Source organism: Streptococcus mitis, from assembly GCF_016658865.1.
Taxonomy (GTDB): domain Bacteria; phylum Bacillota; class Bacilli; order Lactobacillales; family Streptococcaceae; genus Streptococcus; species Streptococcus mitis_BT.
Genome location: NZ_CP067992.1, coordinates 1987020 through 2004096 on the forward strand (window position 1 = coordinate 1987020; position 17077 = coordinate 2004096).

General features: G+C 38.8%; 17 protein-coding genes and 1 riboswitch. Of the genes, 3 read left to right on the forward strand and 14 right to left on the reverse strand.

The window, feature by feature from the left end; genetic code table 11:
- Window position 1 precedes the first annotated feature (1 nt).
- The 13 genes from JJN14_RS09775 to JJN14_RS09835 all read right to left on the reverse strand — a co-directional run bounded on the left by JJN14_RS09775 (window position 2) and on the right by JJN14_RS09835 (window position 13659).
- The gene (locus JJN14_RS09775) at window positions 2-760 is read right to left on the reverse strand and encodes an ABC transporter permease (protein WP_185756208.1); all 759 of its coding nucleotides are present in this window, start codon (window positions 758-760) and stop codon (window positions 2-4) included.
- Window positions 723-1013, reverse strand: coding sequence for a thiamine-binding protein (locus JJN14_RS09780; protein WP_061589694.1), 291 nt, complete (start codon window positions 1011-1013; stop codon window positions 723-725). Before JJN14_RS09780 ends, JJN14_RS09775 begins: the two co-directional genes overlap by 38 nt.
- Window positions 1014-1081: 68 nt before the next feature.
- Window positions 1082-1184, reverse strand: a riboswitch (TPP riboswitch).
- Window positions 1185-1286: 102 nt separating this feature from the next.
- On the reverse strand, window positions 1287-3920 hold the full coding sequence (gene polA, locus JJN14_RS09785; protein ID WP_201058553.1) for a DNA polymerase I: 2634 nt from the start codon (window positions 3918-3920) through the stop codon (window positions 1287-1289).
- Between the two features lie 118 nt (window positions 3921-4038).
- On the reverse strand, window positions 4039-4362 hold the full coding sequence (locus JJN14_RS10270; RefSeq protein WP_322107889.1) for an SIALI-17 repeat-containing surface protein: 324 nt from the start codon (window positions 4360-4362) through the stop codon (window positions 4039-4041).
- A 173-nt stretch (window positions 4363-4535) separates the two neighbouring features.
- Complete coding sequence (locus tag JJN14_RS10275) at window positions 4536-5141, reverse strand: hypothetical protein (protein ID WP_201058554.1); 606 nt, start codon at window positions 5139-5141, stop codon at window positions 4536-4538.
- A gap of 473 nt (window positions 5142-5614) precedes the next feature.
- The gene (locus tag JJN14_RS09800) at window positions 5615-6763 is read right to left on the reverse strand and encodes an SH3 domain-containing protein (RefSeq protein ID WP_201058555.1); all 1149 of its coding nucleotides are present in this window, start codon (window positions 6761-6763) and stop codon (window positions 5615-5617) included.
- A gap of 88 nt (window positions 6764-6851) precedes the next feature.
- Window positions 6852-7118 carry a Veg family protein gene (locus JJN14_RS09805; protein WP_001278169.1) on the reverse strand — a complete coding sequence of 89 codons (267 nt, stop codon included), beginning with the start codon at window positions 7116-7118 and terminating at the stop codon, window positions 6852-6854.
- A 1-nt stretch (window position 7119) separates the two neighbouring features.
- A complete protein-coding gene (gene dnaB, locus JJN14_RS09810; protein ID WP_004263550.1) occupies window positions 7120-8472 on the reverse strand; it encodes a replicative DNA helicase in 1353 nt (450 codons plus the stop codon).
- A gap of 43 nt (window positions 8473-8515) precedes the next feature.
- Window positions 8516-8968 (reverse strand): 50S ribosomal protein L9, encoded by a 453-nt coding sequence (gene rplI / locus JJN14_RS09815; RefSeq protein WP_060627336.1) that lies wholly within the window; start codon window positions 8966-8968, stop codon window positions 8516-8518.
- Window positions 8965-10938 carry a DHH family phosphoesterase gene (locus tag JJN14_RS09820; RefSeq protein WP_201058556.1) on the reverse strand — a complete coding sequence of 658 codons (1974 nt, stop codon included), beginning with the start codon at window positions 10936-10938 and terminating at the stop codon, window positions 8965-8967. The genes rplI and JJN14_RS09820 overlap by 4 nt, the downstream gene beginning before the upstream one ends.
- A gap of 135 nt (window positions 10939-11073) precedes the next feature.
- Window positions 11074-11622, reverse strand: a complete 549-nt coding sequence (gene hpf / locus JJN14_RS09825) for a ribosome hibernation-promoting factor, HPF/YfiA family (protein ID WP_004255322.1) — start codon at window positions 11620-11622, stop codon at window positions 11074-11076.
- Between the two features lie 79 nt (window positions 11623-11701).
- Window positions 11702-12364 (reverse strand): ComF family protein, encoded by a 663-nt coding sequence (locus JJN14_RS09830; protein WP_201058557.1) that lies wholly within the window; start codon window positions 12362-12364, stop codon window positions 11702-11704.
- On the reverse strand, window positions 12361-13659 hold the full coding sequence (locus tag JJN14_RS09835) for a DEAD/DEAH box helicase (protein ID WP_201058558.1): 1299 nt from the start codon (window positions 13657-13659) through the stop codon (window positions 12361-12363). Before JJN14_RS09835 ends, JJN14_RS09830 begins: the two co-directional genes overlap by 4 nt.
- Before the next feature lie 56 nt (window positions 13660-13715).
- Here JJN14_RS09835 and JJN14_RS09840 point away from each other — a divergent pair, with 56 nt between their 5' ends.
- From JJN14_RS09840 to cysK, 3 genes are all read left to right on the forward strand, one after another.
- Window positions 13716-14351 carry a YigZ family protein gene (locus tag JJN14_RS09840; RefSeq protein WP_033682509.1) on the forward strand — a complete coding sequence of 212 codons (636 nt, stop codon included), beginning with the start codon at window positions 13716-13718 and terminating at the stop codon, window positions 14349-14351.
- 15 nt (window positions 14352-14366) lie between these two features.
- On the forward strand, window positions 14367-14810 hold the full coding sequence (locus JJN14_RS09845) for a PH domain-containing protein (RefSeq protein WP_061088574.1): 444 nt from the start codon (window positions 14367-14369) through the stop codon (window positions 14808-14810).
- Between the two features lie 96 nt (window positions 14811-14906).
- The gene (cysK, locus tag JJN14_RS09850; RefSeq protein WP_201058559.1) at window positions 14907-15833 is read left to right on the forward strand and encodes a cysteine synthase A; all 927 of its coding nucleotides are present in this window, start codon (window positions 14907-14909) and stop codon (window positions 15831-15833) included.
- Window positions 15834-15958: 125 nt separating this feature from the next.
- Here cysK and tsf read toward each other — a convergent pair whose 3' ends face one another.
- A complete protein-coding gene (gene tsf / locus JJN14_RS09855) occupies window positions 15959-16999 on the reverse strand; it encodes a translation elongation factor Ts (RefSeq protein WP_033682512.1) in 1041 nt (346 codons plus the stop codon).
- Between the last annotated feature and the right edge of the window lie 78 nt (window positions 17000-17077).

Here is a 17077-nt window from a genome sequence, read left to right on the forward strand (position 1 = left end):
CTTATGAACGTTTCCATTTAATAACATATTTTTCACTAATATCGACCAGCTTCATACCGAGAAGACTGATAATCGATACCAGAATAATAATAGCAAACATGGTATCATACTGAAACAGTTTTTTGGACTGAATCATATAAACACCAAGACCCTCAAAGCCTCCCAACCACTCAGATACCACTGTTGTGATAAAGGCGTAGGAGACACTGACCCTCAGACCTGCATAAAAGTAAGGCAGGCTGACTGGAATTTTAAAATGCCACAGGATTTGCCAAGGCTTGGCCCGCATCAGACTAAACAAGGTCAGCATATCCTTGTCACAATGCCTAAAACCATCTAATATGCTAACGATGATAGGAAAGGTTGTCGTTAGGATAATCAAGACAATCTTGGGTAAAATTCCATAACCTAGCCACAAAACTAAGATAGGAGCTATAGCAATGGTCGGGATAGTCTGAACAACCACCATCATAGGATAAATCAGGTCATTGAGCCAAGTCAAACTGTCCATAAGCACAGCCATGAGACAGGCAATTAAGACTCCCAAAATTAGACCTAGCAAAGCCACTCTCAATGTCGCCCAGCTATGGTGCCAGAGAAATTCTCTATCACGAACAAAAGACTGGAGGATTTCAAGAGGTGTCGGCAGAATAAACTTGGGGAGAAGTTTAAGAAAACCTGCTAACTGCCAGATTGACAAGACTCCCAGAAAACCCAATAGACTAATGTGTCGTCTCAGTATACTTTTCAAGCTTCTCATCAATACTTAAAATCTCTCCTACATTTATTTTGACGTTGGCAAAGACATTGTCTGCCTCCTGCCCTGCCACTGCTAGCGCTTCTTTGAGAATGCGCATGAGCTCATCAAACTCTCCTTCCAAGACCGTTTCAAATGGTGTCACCACCATGGTCACTTCTTGAGCTTGCAGATAAGCAATGACCTGATCGATAACAGCTATCCGATCAATCCCCTGTGATAGGGGTAAAACTTGCAAGGCAATGCTTGCTTTCATAACAACCTCCTCTTCTCATTTTCCTTTGACAAAAAGAAAAACCTTTACCATATATGGAAAAGGTGCAGAATAGATTAAGTAACGTTCCCTACGCTGGCATTACCCAGATCAGGTGCGGTCGAAGTTTAACACTTCCTCTCAGACTGTACACAGACTCCCATATATTATATGGACATATGATAGCGCAAAACAAAAAAAATGTCAAGGAAACTGCTTACAGAAAAACATGAAAAAGAGTTTGAAAACAAGTGCTTCAAACTCTATATAGCTTTTTTATTTAGCTTCGTACCATGTTGCCCCTTCATTTTCATCTGCGATGAGGGGAACACTGAGTTGAATGGCTTCTTCCATAGTTTGTTTGACCAATTTTTTCATCTCTGCTAGTTCCGATTTAGGCACTTCAAGGACGATTTCATCGTGCACTTGCAGAAGCATCTTAGTCTGATAAGCACCTGCAACCAAGGCCTTGTCTAGCTGAATCATAGCAATCTTGAGAATATCTGCCGCCGAACCCTGAATAGGAGAGTTGATAGCAGTCCGCTCCGCAAAACCACGAATATTAAAGTTACGCGAATTGATATCTGGTAACTCACGACGACGCTTGAAGAGAGTCTCTACATAGCCCTTATCACGCGCTTCACGCACCACTTCATCCATGTAGTTTTTAATACCTGGGAAGCGTTCAAAGTAGGTATCAATGTAGGCTTTGGCCTCCTTACGGCTGATGCCCAAATTATTAGACAAACCAAAGTCTGAAATCCCGTAAACCACTCCAAAGTTAACCGCCTTGGCATTACGACGGTCATTTGCAGTCACATCCTCGGGACGCTCAATGCCAAAGACCCGCATGGCTGTCGAAGTATGGATATCTGCCCCCTCTTGAAAAGCCTTAATCAAGTGCTCGTCTTTAGAAATATGCGCCAAAACACGCAATTCAATCTGTGAATAGTCGGAGCTGAGAAGTACACTATCCTCCCACTCAGGCACAAAAGCCTTACGAATGAGACGCCCCTGTTCCAAACGCACAGGGATATTTTGCAAGTTTGGATCCACACTAGACAGACGCCCAGTCTGGGTCAAATCCTGCACATAGCGCGTATGAATCTTGCCATCAGCCAAAATCCAGTCCTGCAAGCCAATCACATAAGTAGACTGAATCTTAGCAATCTGACGGTAATCCAGGATTTTCTTAACAATCGGTGCAATCGGAGCCAGACGCTCTAACACATCCACTGCTGTCGAGTAACCTGTTTTAGTTTTCTTGGTGTATTCTAAAGGAAGTCCCAATTTTTCAAAGAGAAGGACACCCAACTGCTTAGGCGAGTTGATATTAAACTCCTCACCAGCCAGTTCGTAAATCTCCTGAGTCAGTTTTTCAATAACAAGCTCATTTTCAGCCTGCATCTCAAGCAAGGTCTCTTTCCTGACCGTAATCCCAGCAATTTCCATCTTGGCAAGGACAAAAGCCAGAGGCTGCTCCATATCATAAAGAAGCTCTAATTGCCCATTTTCACTGAGTTTTTCAAGCAAAACAGGCTCAGTCTCAACCAAAACAGCAAGCTTACGCGCCAAATGTTCCAAGAATTTCTTACGTTCAGGAATGGCCTTTTTAACACCTTTACCGTAGAAGGTCTCATCATCAACCAAGTAAGTCTGACCATACAGTCTAGCAATGGTTGAAATTTCATTGTCTTCTACAGTTGATAATAAGTATTTAGCCAAGCGGCTATCAAAGGAAGGAGCCTGCAAATCCACACCAAAACGACGCAAGAGAACCTTGGATTTTTTAAAATCATAAATTTTCAAAGATGTTTTTTCTAAGAAATCCTTGAAAATAGGTTCCTGAAAAAGCTCAAGCTTGTCTGTAGCATAGAGCTTTTCCCCACAAGACCAGGCAAAACCAACCAAATCATCCGTATGGTAATTCTCACCAAAAAGCTCAAAATGGAAGATAGACTCTTCACTCAGCATGTCTTGACTGATTTGGTCAACAATAGTAAAGTCCAAACTCTCAGCCACTTCAGCTGACGATGCATTTAAAGTCTGCTTGAGCTGTTTGAAGCCCATCTCATCGTAGAATTTCCCAAGGTTTTCAACATCTGGACCGCTATAGACCAACTCCTCCAAACCAATCTCAATCGGTGCCTTGGTATCAATGGTCGCTAGTGTTTTAGACAAAAAGGCCTGTTCCTTATCATTGATAAGATTTTCCTTCATCTTAGAAGCCTTCATCCCATCGATATTTTCATAAATACCCTCAAGCGAACCATGCTCCAGCAAGAGCTTGATACCCGTCTTTTCACCGATTTTGGTCACTCCAGGGATATTATCCGACTTATCACCCATGAGCGCCTTGAGATCGATAAACTGAGCCGGTGTAATGCCCATCTTTTCCATAAGATATTCTGGCGTAAAGGCCTCAAACTCAGCCACACCTTTCTTGGAAATCTCAACCACCGTATGCTCATCCGTCAGCTGAATCAAGTCCTTGTCCCCACTGACAATGGTAATATCAAAACCATCTTGCTCAGCTAATTTATCTAGTGTCCCAATAATGTCATCCGCCTCATACTGAGCCAATTCATAGTGACGAATCCCCATATGATCCAACAACTCACGAATGAAAGGAAATTGCTCACGAAACTCATCAGGAGTCTTAGCCCGACCACCCTTATAGTCCGCATACATCTCTGTACGGAAGGTCGTCTTTCCTGCATCAAAAGCCACCAAAATATGACTTGGCTCAACCCGCTCCAACAAATGGCTCAACATCAACTGAAAGCCATAAATCGCATTGGTATGCAAACCAGCCGCATTCTTAAAACGGTCCAACTGCTGATAGAGCGCAAAAAACGCCCGAAAAGCAACAGAAGACCCATCAATCAATAATAATTTTTTCTTATCCATACACCCATTATAAAGGAAAGCACCAAAAAATACCATTGGGAAGAGTTCCCTGAGAGAAACTAAGATAATAGTAAAAAGAGAAGGAAGTTACTCCCTCTCTTTCAAACTACGAAATGAATTAGTTTTTACGTTTCACAAATGGAAGGGCACCAAGGAACAATCCAAGGAATCCTAATGATGCAACTGCAACATTATCTTTACCACCAGTATTTGGAAGTTCTTTTTTATCTTCTGTTTTTACTGCTGGCGCTTGATAAGTATTATCCTTGTTAGTACCTGCTGTTGTAAGAGTATATTGTGGAACTTCGTTAATTGCTACTTCTACACTATTAACGCCTCCTGTATATTCTGGAGCATCGGCTACAGTAGGAGGTGTTGCATCATTTACCCCACCAGTGAAATCAGATTCATTATCTCCAGAAGGAGAATCACTAGGATTCACACCACCATTAAATTCTGGAGCGTTAGGAGCAGTTGGTACTTCATCTGCTTCCTTAGCAGGTTCAGTAGGTGTTGCATCATCACTTACTCCACCACTGAAGTCTTTCAGTTCTTCATCCTTAGGAACTTCTTTTAATTTTTCGATGTAACCTAAAGTTGCGTTGTCATCGTCAGTTAGTATATCGATTGCTTACGATCTTGTAATGATTCATTAACTTCGTCAAATTTAGCTTGAGCTTCATCAACAGAAGCTTTAGCAGAAGCGACAGAACCTTCTAGTTTAGTTACAGCATCTTGTAATTTATCGATAACATCTTGATCAGCTTTATTCGTTTTAGCTGTTTCAAGAGCAACTTTAGCTTTTTCTAAGGTTTCTTTTTGTTTATCTAAGGCAGCATTTTTCTCTTCTACTACCTTAGCTTTTTCACCAGTATCAGCTAAATCATCAGCTATATCTGTAAGTTTTTTAACGATTGATTTAGAAGCTTCTTTTTTAGTAGCTTCATCAATTTTTTTAGCTTCTTCAGCATCTAATTTTTTAGTTTTATCAACTTTTTCAGGAGCTTTGTTTCTAGTGTTATGGTCGTTTTCTAATTCTTTTAGAACATCTTTAGCAGATAAATCACCTTTTTCAACGTAATCTAGAATAGCTTCTTTACCAATTTCAGCTTTCTTTTCAGCATCGGCTTTTAATTTCTCAGCATCATCCGTCAAGTTTTCAATTGTTTCAGTTAAATCTTCTTTAGCTTTTCCGACTTCAGTTTTTGGAGTTTTAACCACAGGTCAGGTGTGGATCCAGTTTCTCCGGATGTGCTAGTAGATGTAGTGCATCAGCTTTTACAACCGACGGTTGAGACACAGCAAAAACCGCACCTAAAACCGTAACACTAGCTAAGCTAGTCAAGATCATTTTTTTATCCATTTTTAAAACGCCCCTTTGTGGAATTATATTTCTCTCTATTATAACTTTTAATATAGATTAACGAAAACAATATATTAAGTTGTTTAAAAAATATATTTATATCGACTAGAAAAGAATAATGTCAATATAAACATATTTTTAACTTTCTAATATTACTACGGAAACCTAGATAAGCAATAAATTCTTTATTAAAGAATTTATCTCATGAAAATAGTTCGGATCAAACAAGCTACAATAAAAAAATATATAAGAACGCTTCAAGTAAATATTTAAAATAGTGCTAATTACTTTTGAATATAGTTAAAAATGATAATGAATCAAGTTTTTTAGTTTATTTTTCTTTAATCCACTCACCATTATGATTTACAGTATAACCGTCTACTATTGTATTAACAGCTAGCTCACCTGAAGAGTAAGAATAATACCACTTACCAGAGACTTGATACCAGCCCGTTTTCATTGCCCCTGAGTCATCTAGATAATACCAAAATCCTTTCTCCTGTAACCAGCCTGTCTGCATTTCACCAGATGATTTCAAATAATACCAGGTAGAACCATCTTTCAGCCATCCCGTCGCCTTAGAACCATCTGATTTGAAATAATACCAACTACCATTTATTTTCTTCCAACCCACAGTCAATCCATTATTTGAACCATGATTAGATTTATTTACTGATTGATTTTGTGACGAAATCACTCCCTCCAACTGAATATAACGTCGACTCCCGCTATAAGAAATATAACTCAACCACTTGTAACCATCCTTTTCTATCACCTGATCATAATGAACACTCTCACCTGGAGAATAATATGCAAGTGGAGTTGCATTCAATAATGGTTGATCTTTAATAGGAGTCTCCACCTTAAAATAATGAGTTCCTCTCATCAAAGATGACGATTGACTGGTCACAACATGATTGCTTGTCGAATCTTTTGAACTGCTTGGGACTTCTTTAGAATTGCTTGATAAATCTTTAAAATGAATAAAACCGGTCATCTTGTTTGCTTTTACAATTCGTTTATTATAATTACCTTTATAATCATAGTTATATTCCTCAATTTCTATATTATCTCCCATCACATTTGAAACCCAAGCAACATGGCCATAACCTCCTGCAGTAGACCAAGCAATAGATCCGATAGCTGGTGTATTATCGACACGATAACCTTCACGACGAGCACGATAACCCCATTCACCAGCATTACCATAAGCACCTGGAAGCTCAAAACCATTTACTCCACTCAAGCGAAAAGCAGCAAATGAAGTACACTGACGAGAATACATCCTCCACTTATCAATACTCTGACTCCCATTTTTATAATAAGCAGGATAATCATCTCCACGAGCATAAGAACTGTTTGCATGAACACTTTCTCCAGCCGACAACATCAGCCCTACTACTAAAAAAGGAACAACCTTTTTAACTGACTTTCTAATAGAAAGCCTTGTCTCTGCTACTTTAAATGGTGAAATTTTCATTCTTCCTCCTTGAAAAATAATATAAATCGAAGATTACCTTCACTTAAACTATTCGGAGAAAAAAGAAAAAGTGAGAAAATTTCTCACTTTAGTCAAGATAATGAATCAAATTCTTTTCTGTAAGGATATCTGAGTAAGTAAAGGATTCAACGTAAACATTAGCTTGTTTATCTCCTTCAACGTTCCCAAATTCAACGATAAATAGGGATGGATAAACCTCAATTAGCTTACCCAATCTATTTTTTTGGCGCTTACGACCATTCTCCAAAGTCATTTCTACGACTTGTCCCTCATGTGCCTTGATTTCTTCTTTGATTTTTTTCATCTTGGCAACATCTGTAAATGCATCTGACATCTTATGCCTCCCTCTTTGAGATACTTGAAAATTTATTGTATTCTTTTTGGAAAATTAATTCCACCGTTCCACGAGCTCCACTACGGTTTTTCTCGATAATAACTTCTACCTTATTATTCGGTATGCCTTCCTCTTCTTCTCCACCACGCTCATAGTAATCGTCGCGATAAAGAAAGGCTACGATATCAGCGTCCTGCTCAATAGACCCAGATTCACGAATATCAGACAAGACCGGTCTCTTATCCTGACGTTGTTCTACACCACGAGAAAGCTGACTTAGAGCGATTACTGGAACCTTCAGTTCCTTAGCTAAAATTTTCAACTGACGTGAAATTTCTGAAACCTCTTGTTGACGATTTTCTCTACCAGTTCCCGTGATAAGCTGCAAATAGTCTATCAAAATCAAACCAAGATTTCCAGTTTCTTGAGCCAGTTTACGAGAACGAGAACGAATCTCTGTAATCCGAATCCCTGGCGTATCATCGATATAGATACTTGCATTAGCTAGATTCCCTTGAGCAATGGTATATTTTTGCCACTCCTCATCAGTCAATTGACCCGTACGAATAGAATGCGATTCCACCAAACCTTCTGCCGCCAACATACGGTCCACTAGACTTTCCGCACCCATTTCGAGTGAAAAAATAGCAACTGTTTTGTCCAACTTAGTCCCAATATTCTGAGCAATATTCAAGGCAAAGGCTGTCTTACCAACCGCCGGACGGGCTGCTAGGATAATCAACTCCTCCTCATGAAGTCCAGTCGTCATATGATCCAAGTCACGATAGCCTGTCGCAATACCTGTAATATCGGTCGTTTGTTGCGAGCGAGCTTCCAGATTTCCAAAGTTGATATTCAACACATCTCGAATGTTCTTAAATCCACTTCGATTAGCATTTTCGCTGACATCAATCAGGCCTTTTTCTGCCTGAGCAATGATTTCATCAGCTGGTTGCGAAGCCTCGTAAGCTTGATTGACAGACTCTGTCAACTTGGAGATTAATCGACGTAGCATGGCCTTCTCTGCAACAATCTTAGCATAATACTCCGCATTAGCAGAAGTTGGCACAGAATTGACAATCTCAACCAAGTAAGACAGGCCACCAATATTCTGTAAATCACCTTGATTATCAAGAATGGTGCGAACCGTTGTTGCATCTATAGCATCGCCACGATCGGATAAATCGACCATAGCTTGGAAAATCAAACGATGGGCATACTTAAAAAAGTCCCGAGACTCAATATATTCTCGCACAAAAACAAGCTTACTCTCGTCAATAAAGATAGCCCCTAAAACGGATTGCTCAGCTAAGATATCTTGAGGTTGTACTCGTAACTCTTCTACTTCTGCCATCAGACTTCCCTTCCTTTTACAATCTTGTCAAGAAAGTGTAAATTTACCCTTCTTTCACACGAAGATTGATTACACTTGTAATATCTTGATAGATTTTCACTGGTACATCAATCAAACCAACTGCTCGAATCGGAGCTTGTACTTGGATATGACGTTTATCAATCTTAATTCCAAATTGCTTTTGCAATTCTTCTGCAATTTTCTTATTGGTAATGGAACCAAAGGTACGACCATCTGGACCAACTTTTTCAACAAATTCTACAATAGTTTCCTCTGCTTCTAGTTGAGCTTTAATTGCTTTTGCTTCTGCAATCATCTCAGCATGAGCTTTTTCTTCCGATTTTTGTTTACCACGAAGTTCACCTACAGCTTGAGCAGTCGCTTCTTTGGCTAGACTCTTTTTGATAAGAAAGTTTTGCGCATACCCTGTTGGTACTTCCTTAATTTCGCCTTTTTTACCTTTTCCTTTGACATCTGCTAAAAAGATTACTTTCATTCTTCTTTCTCCTTTTCCTTTATTTCATTTAATACAATTTCTGTCAGTTTTTCACCTGCTTCTGACAAGGTTGAATCCTTAATTTGAGCTGCTGCCAAATTAAAGTGGCCTCCACCTCCCAGCTCTTCCATAATCCGTTGTACATTCAGCTTACTACGACTGCGAGCTGAGATAGAGATAAATCCTTGTGTATTCTTCGCAAGAACAAAACTCGCTTCAATACCTGACATAGCTAACATGGCATCTGCTGCCTTACTAATAACAACTGTATCATAACATTTCGAGTCCTTAGCCTCTGCTATTAGTACATCTGAACCTAATTTACGCCCCTGTAAAATCAGTTCATTGACCTCACGATATTCTTCAAAATCTGTCGCAGCAATTTCTTGGATAGCAATACTATCACTTCCTCTCGTTCTGAGATAGCTAGCAACATCAAATGTCCGACTAGTCACTCGTGAGGTGAAATTTTTAGTATCCAACATCATACCAGCCATTAAAACACTTGCTTGCATACGACTCAAACGATTTTTCTTAGAATTCTGGAACTGAATCAATTCCGTTACCAACTCACTGGCACTACTTGCACCACTTTCGATATAAGTAATAACCGCATTATCTGGAAAATCCTGATCCCGTCTGTGGTGGTCGATGACGATGGTTTGGGTAAATAAATCATAAAAATCTTTTGATAAAGTTAAGGCAGTCTTTGAATGGTCTACAAGAATCAACAAAGAACGATTGGTCACCATCCCCATTGCGTCCTTAACAGACAACAACTTTGTAACTCCTTCTTTTTCTAAGAATGAAACAGCTCGTTCAATATCCGGCGACATTTGATTTTCATCATAAAGGGCATAACTATTTTCAGTCACATTGCTGGCAAACAAGTGCATACCTACAGCAGAGCCAAGAGCATCCATATCTAGATTTTTGTGACCAACTACAAAAACCTGATCCACACTACGAATCTTATCTGAAATAGCCGTCATCATAGCACGCGTACGGGTCCGTGTACGTTTGATTGAGGCAGCAGAGCCACCACCAAAATAAACTGGATTTTTCGTTTCGTCGTTTTCCTTGACAACAACTTGGTCGCCACCACGCACTTCAGCCAAGTTCAAGTTGAGCAGAGCAACTTTCCCTATCTCATCATGATTTCCATCACCATAAGAAAATCCCATACTTAGGGTCAATGGCAACTGTCTCTGTTTGGACTCTTCTCTAAAAGCATCAATAACAGAAAATTTATCATTCATCAATCCTTCAAGTACTGTGTAGTCCGTAAATAGATAAAAACGGTCCATGCTTACTCGACGGGAGAACATGGCATGCTTCCCAGCAAATTCTGAAACAAAATTGGCTACAAAACTGTTAATATGACTAATGTCAGACTCCGATGTCGCATCTTCTAAATCGTCATAGTTATCAACGGAAACAATTCCAATAACCGGACGACTCGTCACTAACTCAACAGTCGCTTCGTATTCTCCAGACACATCAAAGAAGTAAAGAACACCAGATACCTTGTCCATATGAACCGAATAGCGAGTCTCACCCAAGGTGGCATAAGAACCTGGATTCCCCACAGACGCCTTTATAATTGTTTGAATTAATGCAACATCAATCTCCCCCACTTCATTAGTCAAAATCAATTCAGCGTAAGGATTGAACCATTCAACTTCACCTGACGATAAGTCTAGTTTAATAACTCCGACAGGCATCTGTTCTAACAAAGTTGTCAAACTATCTTCAGCTTGGTGGTTTACATACTGGATTTGTTCTACTTCACTCTTTGAGTAGTAGTCTCTCTGATGGATGAATAGTAAAATATATGAACCCAAAATAAGTAGCAAAAGAAATAGCGTTACCAGTGTATTCGTTACAAAAACAAGTTGCACAGATAGCACTCCGAACGCCACTATTCCTAATATTAAGGGGAAAATAGGACTTACATAAAATTTTTTCATTCCAAACCTCTTGGCACCCATTATACCATAATAACCACCAAAAAGCGACTTTTTAAAAGTGTAATCAGTAATTCTATCAATTATAAGAAAAAGGAGATTTACAATTTAGTAAACCTTCCTTTACACATATTGAAATTAAGATTCTTTAACTTCTAACAAGCCAATCTCGCCATCTTCACGACGATAAATCACATTGGTTGTCTGATCTTCAACATCCACATAGATAAAGAAATCATGTCCCAACAAATCCATCTGTAGAATAGCTTCTTCCAAATCCATTGGTTTTAAATCAATTTGTTTTGAACGAACAACTCTTGATTGGACAACATTTGTATCTTCCACCAAAGCATCTGTAAATAATTGACTAGTTGCTACCTTATTTTTATTTTTACGCTCGATTTTTGTTTTATTTTTACGAATCTGACGTTCAATTTTATCGGTTACAAGGTCAATTGAACCATACATATCTTGAGACACATCTTCTGCACGAAGAGTAATTGAGCCAAGCGGAATCGTCACCTCCACTTTAGCCGTTTTTTCACGATACACCTTCAAGTTAACTCGAGCATCCAACTCTTGTTCAGCTTGAAAATACTTTTCGATCTTTTCGAGTTTAGAAACTACATAATCACGAATTGCTTCTGTTACTTCTAGGTTTTCACCACGGATACTATATTTAATCATATGAGTACCTTCTTTCTAAACGTTTTTGTTTTTCTGATTTCATTATAACGCTTTCATTTTGTTTTTGCAAATTTTTTCCTCATCTTACAAGGGAAAATGTTTTTACATCCTCAGCACCAGCTTCTTCCAACAGTTTCTTCATACGATTTATAGTTGTTCCGGTAGTATAGATATCATCTATAAGTAGGATTTTTTTAGGAATAGTGACTCCACTTTTGACAAAGAAGGGAAGTTCTGTTGCCAAGCGTTCTGAACGATTTTTGGAAGAACTAGCTCGCTCTTCTCTCTTCTCTAGTAAGTCTTGAAAAGAGAACCCTGCTGCTTCAACTAAACCTTCAACCTGGTTAAATCCCCTCTCGAGCAATCTTTCAGGACTTAGGGGAATTACAACAAATTGATACTCTTTGTACTTTTTTAACTCCTCACTTAAAACTGAAGCAAAGACTTTTCTTAAAAGGAAGTCTCCATCAAACTTATACCGACTGAAAAAATCCTTCATAGCTTGATTGTAAATAAAAATCGCTCTATGACTGACTTCAACTCCTTCTTTACACCAAAATTGACAATCTTGACACTTTGTTGACAATCCTGTTTTCATACAGTTTGGACAGTTCTCTTCTCCAATCTTATCAAAAGTAGAATCACAATCTAAACAAAGACAGGATGCATCATTCTTCAGAAGTAAAAGACTACTGAAAGTTAAAACAGCCTTCATAGTCTGCCCACATAATAAACACTTCATAGACCCGCCTCCTTATTCATCTGTTGAATTTCCTTAATTGCCTTTTTGATTGAAGCATTTAACCCGTCATGGAAGAAAAGCAAATCTCCTGTCGGTCTATCCATGCTTCGTCCAACTCGTCCACCAATCTGAATCAAACTAGATTTGGTAAACAGACGATGGTTGGCTTCTACTACAAAAACATCCACACAAGGGAAGGTAACTCCACGCTCCAAGATTGTCGTACTGATAAGTATTGTCAGTTCTCCATCTCGAAAAGCTTGTACCTGCTCTAATCTATCTTCTGTTACAGAAGATACAAAGCCAATTTTCTCATTTGGAAATTGCTCCTGTAAGATTTCTTTTAGTTGCTCTCCTTTCTTAATTTCTGAAGCAAAAATGAGTAAGTGATAGCCTGTCTTTCTCTGTTTCTCAATATAAGTCTTTAGCTTTGGTGACAAACGATTCTTATCCAAATAGCGATTAAAATCCGATAACCAGACAGGCTTTGGAATAATCAACGGATTTCCATGAAACCGTCTAGGCAAACTCAATCGTTTTAATTCTCCGATGCGAACCTTCCTATCTAACTCATCGGTAGAAGTTGCTGTTAAAAAGATTCTCAAGCCATTCTTCTTTACACTATTCTTGACAGCATGGTAAAGCGTGGGATTGTCAACATAAGGAAAGGCATCTACTTCATCCACTATCAGCAAATCAAAAGCTTGATAAAACTTCAATAACTGATGGGTCGTCGCAACAACTAGTGGTGTTCGAAAATACGGCTCTGATTCTCCGTGTAGTAAAGATATCTCGCAAGCAAAATCATCTTGCAGTCGCTTGTACAGCTCCAAACAAACATCTATGCGAGGACTAGCCAAGCATACTGCACCACCCGCATTGATCACTTTAGCTACTACTTGATAAATCATTTCTGTCTTTCCAGCTCCTGTTACCGCATGTACCAAGGTTGGTTCTTGCTTATCTACTGCTTGAATCAATCCCTCTGACACCTTCTCTTGAAAAGGAGTTAATTGGCCACGCCATTTAAGAACATCTTGTTTCGGAAAATCCTCCTGTGGGAAATAGTATAAAGCTTGATCACTCCTAACTCGCTTCATAATTAAGCACTCCCGACAATAATAAGCACCGATAGGTAAATACCATTCTTCTAGAATAGTACTATTACAACGTTGACAGAAAAATTTTCCCTTCTCCTTTCTCATTGCTGGAATGTTCTCTGCCAACTTACGTTCCTCTTCTGTTAATTCATTCTCAGTAAACAACCGACCGAGATAATTTGGATTTACTTTCATACTTCTTTATTCGTAAAAACCTAGCGCTTTAGATAATTTTTTAGTACAATTAAATCATGGAATTTAGAACAATTAAAGAGGACGGTCAAGTCCAAGAAGAAATTAAAAAATCACGCTTTATCTGTCATGCAAAGCGTGTTTATAGCGAAGAAGAGGCTCGGGACTTTATTACTGCCATCAAAAAAGAACACTACAAAGCTACGCATAACTGCTCAGCCTTTATTATTGGGGAACGTAGTGAAATTAAACGGACAAGTGATGATGGTGAACCCAGTGGTACTGCTGGCGTTCCCATGCTTGGGGTACTAGAAAATCACAATCTTACTAATGTCTGTGTAGTAGTGACACGCTACTTTGGAGGCATTAAGCTAGGCGCTGGAGGATTGATTCGTGCTTATGCCGGCAGTGTTGCCTTAGCTGTCAAAGAAATTGGCATTATTGAAATAAAGGAACAGGCTGGCATTGCTATTCAAATGTCTTACGCTCAGTATCAAGAGTACAGTAACTTCCTTAAGGAACATGATCTCATGGAACTTGAGACAAACTTTACAGATCAAGTCGATACGATGATTTATGTTGATAAAGAAGAAAAAGAAAATATTAAAGCTGCACTGGTAGAGTTTTTTAATGGAAAAGTCACTTTAACTGATCAAGGTTTACGAGAAGTTGAAGTTCCTGTAAACTTAGTGTAAAAAAAGGAGAAAAATATGGCATTTGGTAAATTCATTCAAGGACTCGCTGGTAACTTTAGCGAGCAAAACAAAGAAACTCTTATCAAAGAATATGGACAATATCTACTAGAAAATGAAGAAATTCAAAGTGGATATAAACTGATTCGTGACTCAATTATATTTACAAATATACGTATCATCTTTACAGATAAACAAGGCGCTACCGGTCGTAAGATGTCTATTAAATCAATTTTTTTGATGAACATTGTTAACGTGGAAATGGAAACTGCTGGAGCAGGTATAGATGATAGTGAAATTACTATTACTTATTTAGAAAATGTTTTTCTAAAAGCACATAATGAGCATTTTAGTGCTCATAAATTTGAATTCCCTAAGAAAACGGATATCGTTCCACTTTACACCTATTTATTAGAATTAGCTTATCACAATCGTTTGAAAATTAATGGCTTAGACCTGTGATATAAAAAAATCCTATCACTTCGATAGGATTTCTATATTTTACAAATGGTATAGTTAGAGTTATACTAGAAATATCTTATACAAAGAGGTATTCATATGTCTATTTATAACAACATTACTGAACTAATCGGACAAACACCGATTGTTAAACTCAACAACATTGTGCCAGAAGGTGCTGCGGACGTCTATGTAAAACTTGAAGCATTTAACCCTGGTTCATCTGTAAAAGACCGTATTGCTCTTAGCATGATTGAAAAAGCGGAACAAGATGGTATTCTGAAACCGGGTGCTACCATTGTTGAAGCAACAAGTGGAAACACTGGTATTGGACTTTCATGGGTAGGTGCTGCTAAAGGGTATAAAGTTGTTATCGTTATGCCTGAAACTATGAGTGTGGAACGACGTAAGATTATCCAAGCCTATGGTGCCGAACTCGTCCTCACTCCTGGTAGCGAAGGAATGAAAGGTGCTATCGCCAAGGCTCAAGAAATCGCTGCTGAACGTGATGGTTTCCTTCCTCTTCAATTTGACAATCCAGCAAATCCAGAAGTACACGAAAGAACAACAGGAGCTGAAATACTAGCTGCTTTCGGTAAAGATGGATTAGACGCCTTTGTTGCTGGAGTTGGTACCGGTGGAACAATTTCTGGTGTTTCTCATGCACTCAAAACAGCAAATTCAAACATTCAAGTTTATGCAGTGGAAGCTGATGAATCTGCTATTCTATCTGGTGAAAAACCTGGTCCTCACAAAATTCAAGGTATCTCAGCTGGATTTATTCCTGATACACTGGATACAAAGGCTTATGATGGTATCGTTCGTGTAACATCAGACAATGCTTTAGCACTTGGCCGTGAGATTGGCGGAAAAGAAGGCTTCCTTGTTGGTATTTCTTCAGCTGCAGCTATCTACGGAGCAATTGAAGTTGCTAAGAAATTAGGTACAGGTAAAAAAGTTCTTGCTCTAGCACCAGATAACGGTGAACGTTATCTCTCTACAGCACTCTATGAATTTGAAGTGTAGTCTCCTAAGTACACTTAGCCCTTATTATAGGGCTTTTTATTTATACCTTAAAAATAGGAACATCTCCCTATAAAGATTGACTGCATAGAAAAAAGGAAGCAATTTAGCTTCCTTCCTTTTTATTATTAGTTATTCAAGGCTGCTGCCATTGTAGCTGCAACTTCAGCTTCGAAGTCGTTTGCAGCTTTTTCAATACCTTCACCAACTTCAAAGCGAGCGAACTCAACTACTGAAGCGTTAACTGATTCAAGATATGCTTCAACTGTCTTGCTGTCATCCATGATGTATACTTGTGCAAGAAGTGTGTAAGCTTGGTCAACTTTAGTGTTGTCAAGCATGAAGCGGTCCATTTTACCTGGGATGATTTTGTCCCAGATTTTTTCTGGTTTGCCTTCTGCAGCCAATTCAGCTTTGATGTCAGCTTCAGCTTGGGCAATCACTTCATCAGTCAATTGAGCTTTTGATCCATACTTCAAGTGTGGAAGAGCTGGTTTGTTAACCATTGCACGACTTTCGTTGTCTTGGTCGATAACGTGGTTCAATTGTGCCAACTCATCTTTAACGAATTGCTCATCCAATTCTTTGTAAGAAAGAACTGTTGGTTTCATCGCTGCGATGTGCATTGACAATTGTTTAGCAAGTGCTTCGTCTCCACCTTCAACAACTGAAATAACACCGATACGTCCACCGTTATGTTGGTATGCTCCAAAGTGTTGTGCGTCTGTTTTTTCAATCAATGCAAAGCGACGGAATGAGATTTTTTCTCCGATAGTTGCTGTTGCAGATACGTATGCAGCTTCAAGAGTTTCACCTGAAGGCATTGTCAAAGCAAGTGCTTCTTCATTATTAGCAGGTTTTCCTTCAGCAATAACTTTAGCTGTAGTATTTACCAATTCAACGAATTGAGCATTTTTCGCAACGAAGTCAGTTTCAGCGTTTACTTCAATAACTGCTGCAACATTACCGTTAACGTAAACACCAGTCAAACCTTCTGCAGCAACACGGTCAGCTTTCTTAGCTGCCTTAGCCATACCTTTTTCACGAAGCAATTCAATCGCTTTTTCGATGTCACCGTCTGTTTCTACAAGCGCTTTTTTAGCGTCCATAACTCCGGCACCAGATTTTTCACGCAACTCTTTTACAAGTTTAGCTGTAATTTCTGCCATTTTGATTCTCCTATATTTTTTAAAAATAGGAGAGCCGGGCTAAGCCCCGCCCTCCTAGGTAATTACTAATTATATGAA

Excerpts from the sequence above, each read along its gene's own strand:
- JJN14_RS09820 (WP_201058556.1), bottom strand. The coding sequence starts at position 10,938 with ATGAAAAAATTTTATGTAAGTCCTATTTTCCCCTTAATATTAGGAATA.
- JJN14_RS09840 (WP_033682509.1), top strand. The coding sequence starts at position 13,716 with ATGGAATTTAGAACAATTAAAGAGGACGGTCAAGTCCAAGAAGAAATT.
- tsf (WP_033682512.1), bottom strand. The coding sequence starts at position 16,999 with ATGGCAGAAATTACAGCTAAACTTGTAAAAGAGTTGCGTGAAAAATCT.
- JJN14_RS09780 (WP_061589694.1), bottom strand. The coding sequence starts at position 1,013 with ATGAAAGCAAGCATTGCCTTGCAAGTTTTACCCCTATCACAGGGGATT.
- JJN14_RS09805 (WP_001278169.1), bottom strand. The coding sequence starts at position 7,118 with ATGTCAGATGCATTTACAGATGTTGCCAAGATGAAAAAAATCAAAGAA.
- JJN14_RS09775 (WP_185756208.1), bottom strand. The coding sequence starts at position 760 with ATGAGAAGCTTGAAAAGTATACTGAGACGACACATTAGTCTATTGGGT.
- dnaB (WP_004263550.1), bottom strand. The coding sequence starts at position 8,472 with ATGGCAGAAGTAGAAGAGTTACGAGTACAACCTCAAGATATCTTAGCT.
- JJN14_RS09830 (WP_201058557.1), bottom strand. The coding sequence starts at position 12,364 with ATGAAGTGTTTATTATGTGGGCAGACTATGAAGGCTGTTTTAACTTTC.
- cysK (WP_201058559.1), top strand. The coding sequence starts at position 14,907 with ATGTCTATTTATAACAACATTACTGAACTAATCGGACAAACACCGATT.
- JJN14_RS09845 (WP_061088574.1), top strand. The coding sequence starts at position 14,367 with ATGGCATTTGGTAAATTCATTCAAGGACTCGCTGGTAACTTTAGCGAG.
- hpf (WP_004255322.1), bottom strand. The coding sequence starts at position 11,622 with ATGATTAAATATAGTATCCGTGGTGAAAACCTAGAAGTAACAGAAGCA.
- polA (WP_201058553.1), bottom strand. The coding sequence starts at position 3,920 with ATGGATAAGAAAAAATTATTATTGATTGATGGGTCTTCTGTTGCTTTT.
- JJN14_RS09835 (WP_201058558.1), bottom strand. The coding sequence starts at position 13,659 with ATGAAAGTAAATCCAAATTATCTCGGTCGGTTGTTTACTGAGAATGAA.
- JJN14_RS09800 (WP_201058555.1), bottom strand. The coding sequence starts at position 6,763 with ATGAAAATTTCACCATTTAAAGTAGCAGAGACAAGGCTTTCTATTAGA.
- rplI (WP_060627336.1), bottom strand. The coding sequence starts at position 8,968 with ATGAAAGTAATCTTTTTAGCAGATGTCAAAGGAAAAGGTAAAAAAGGC.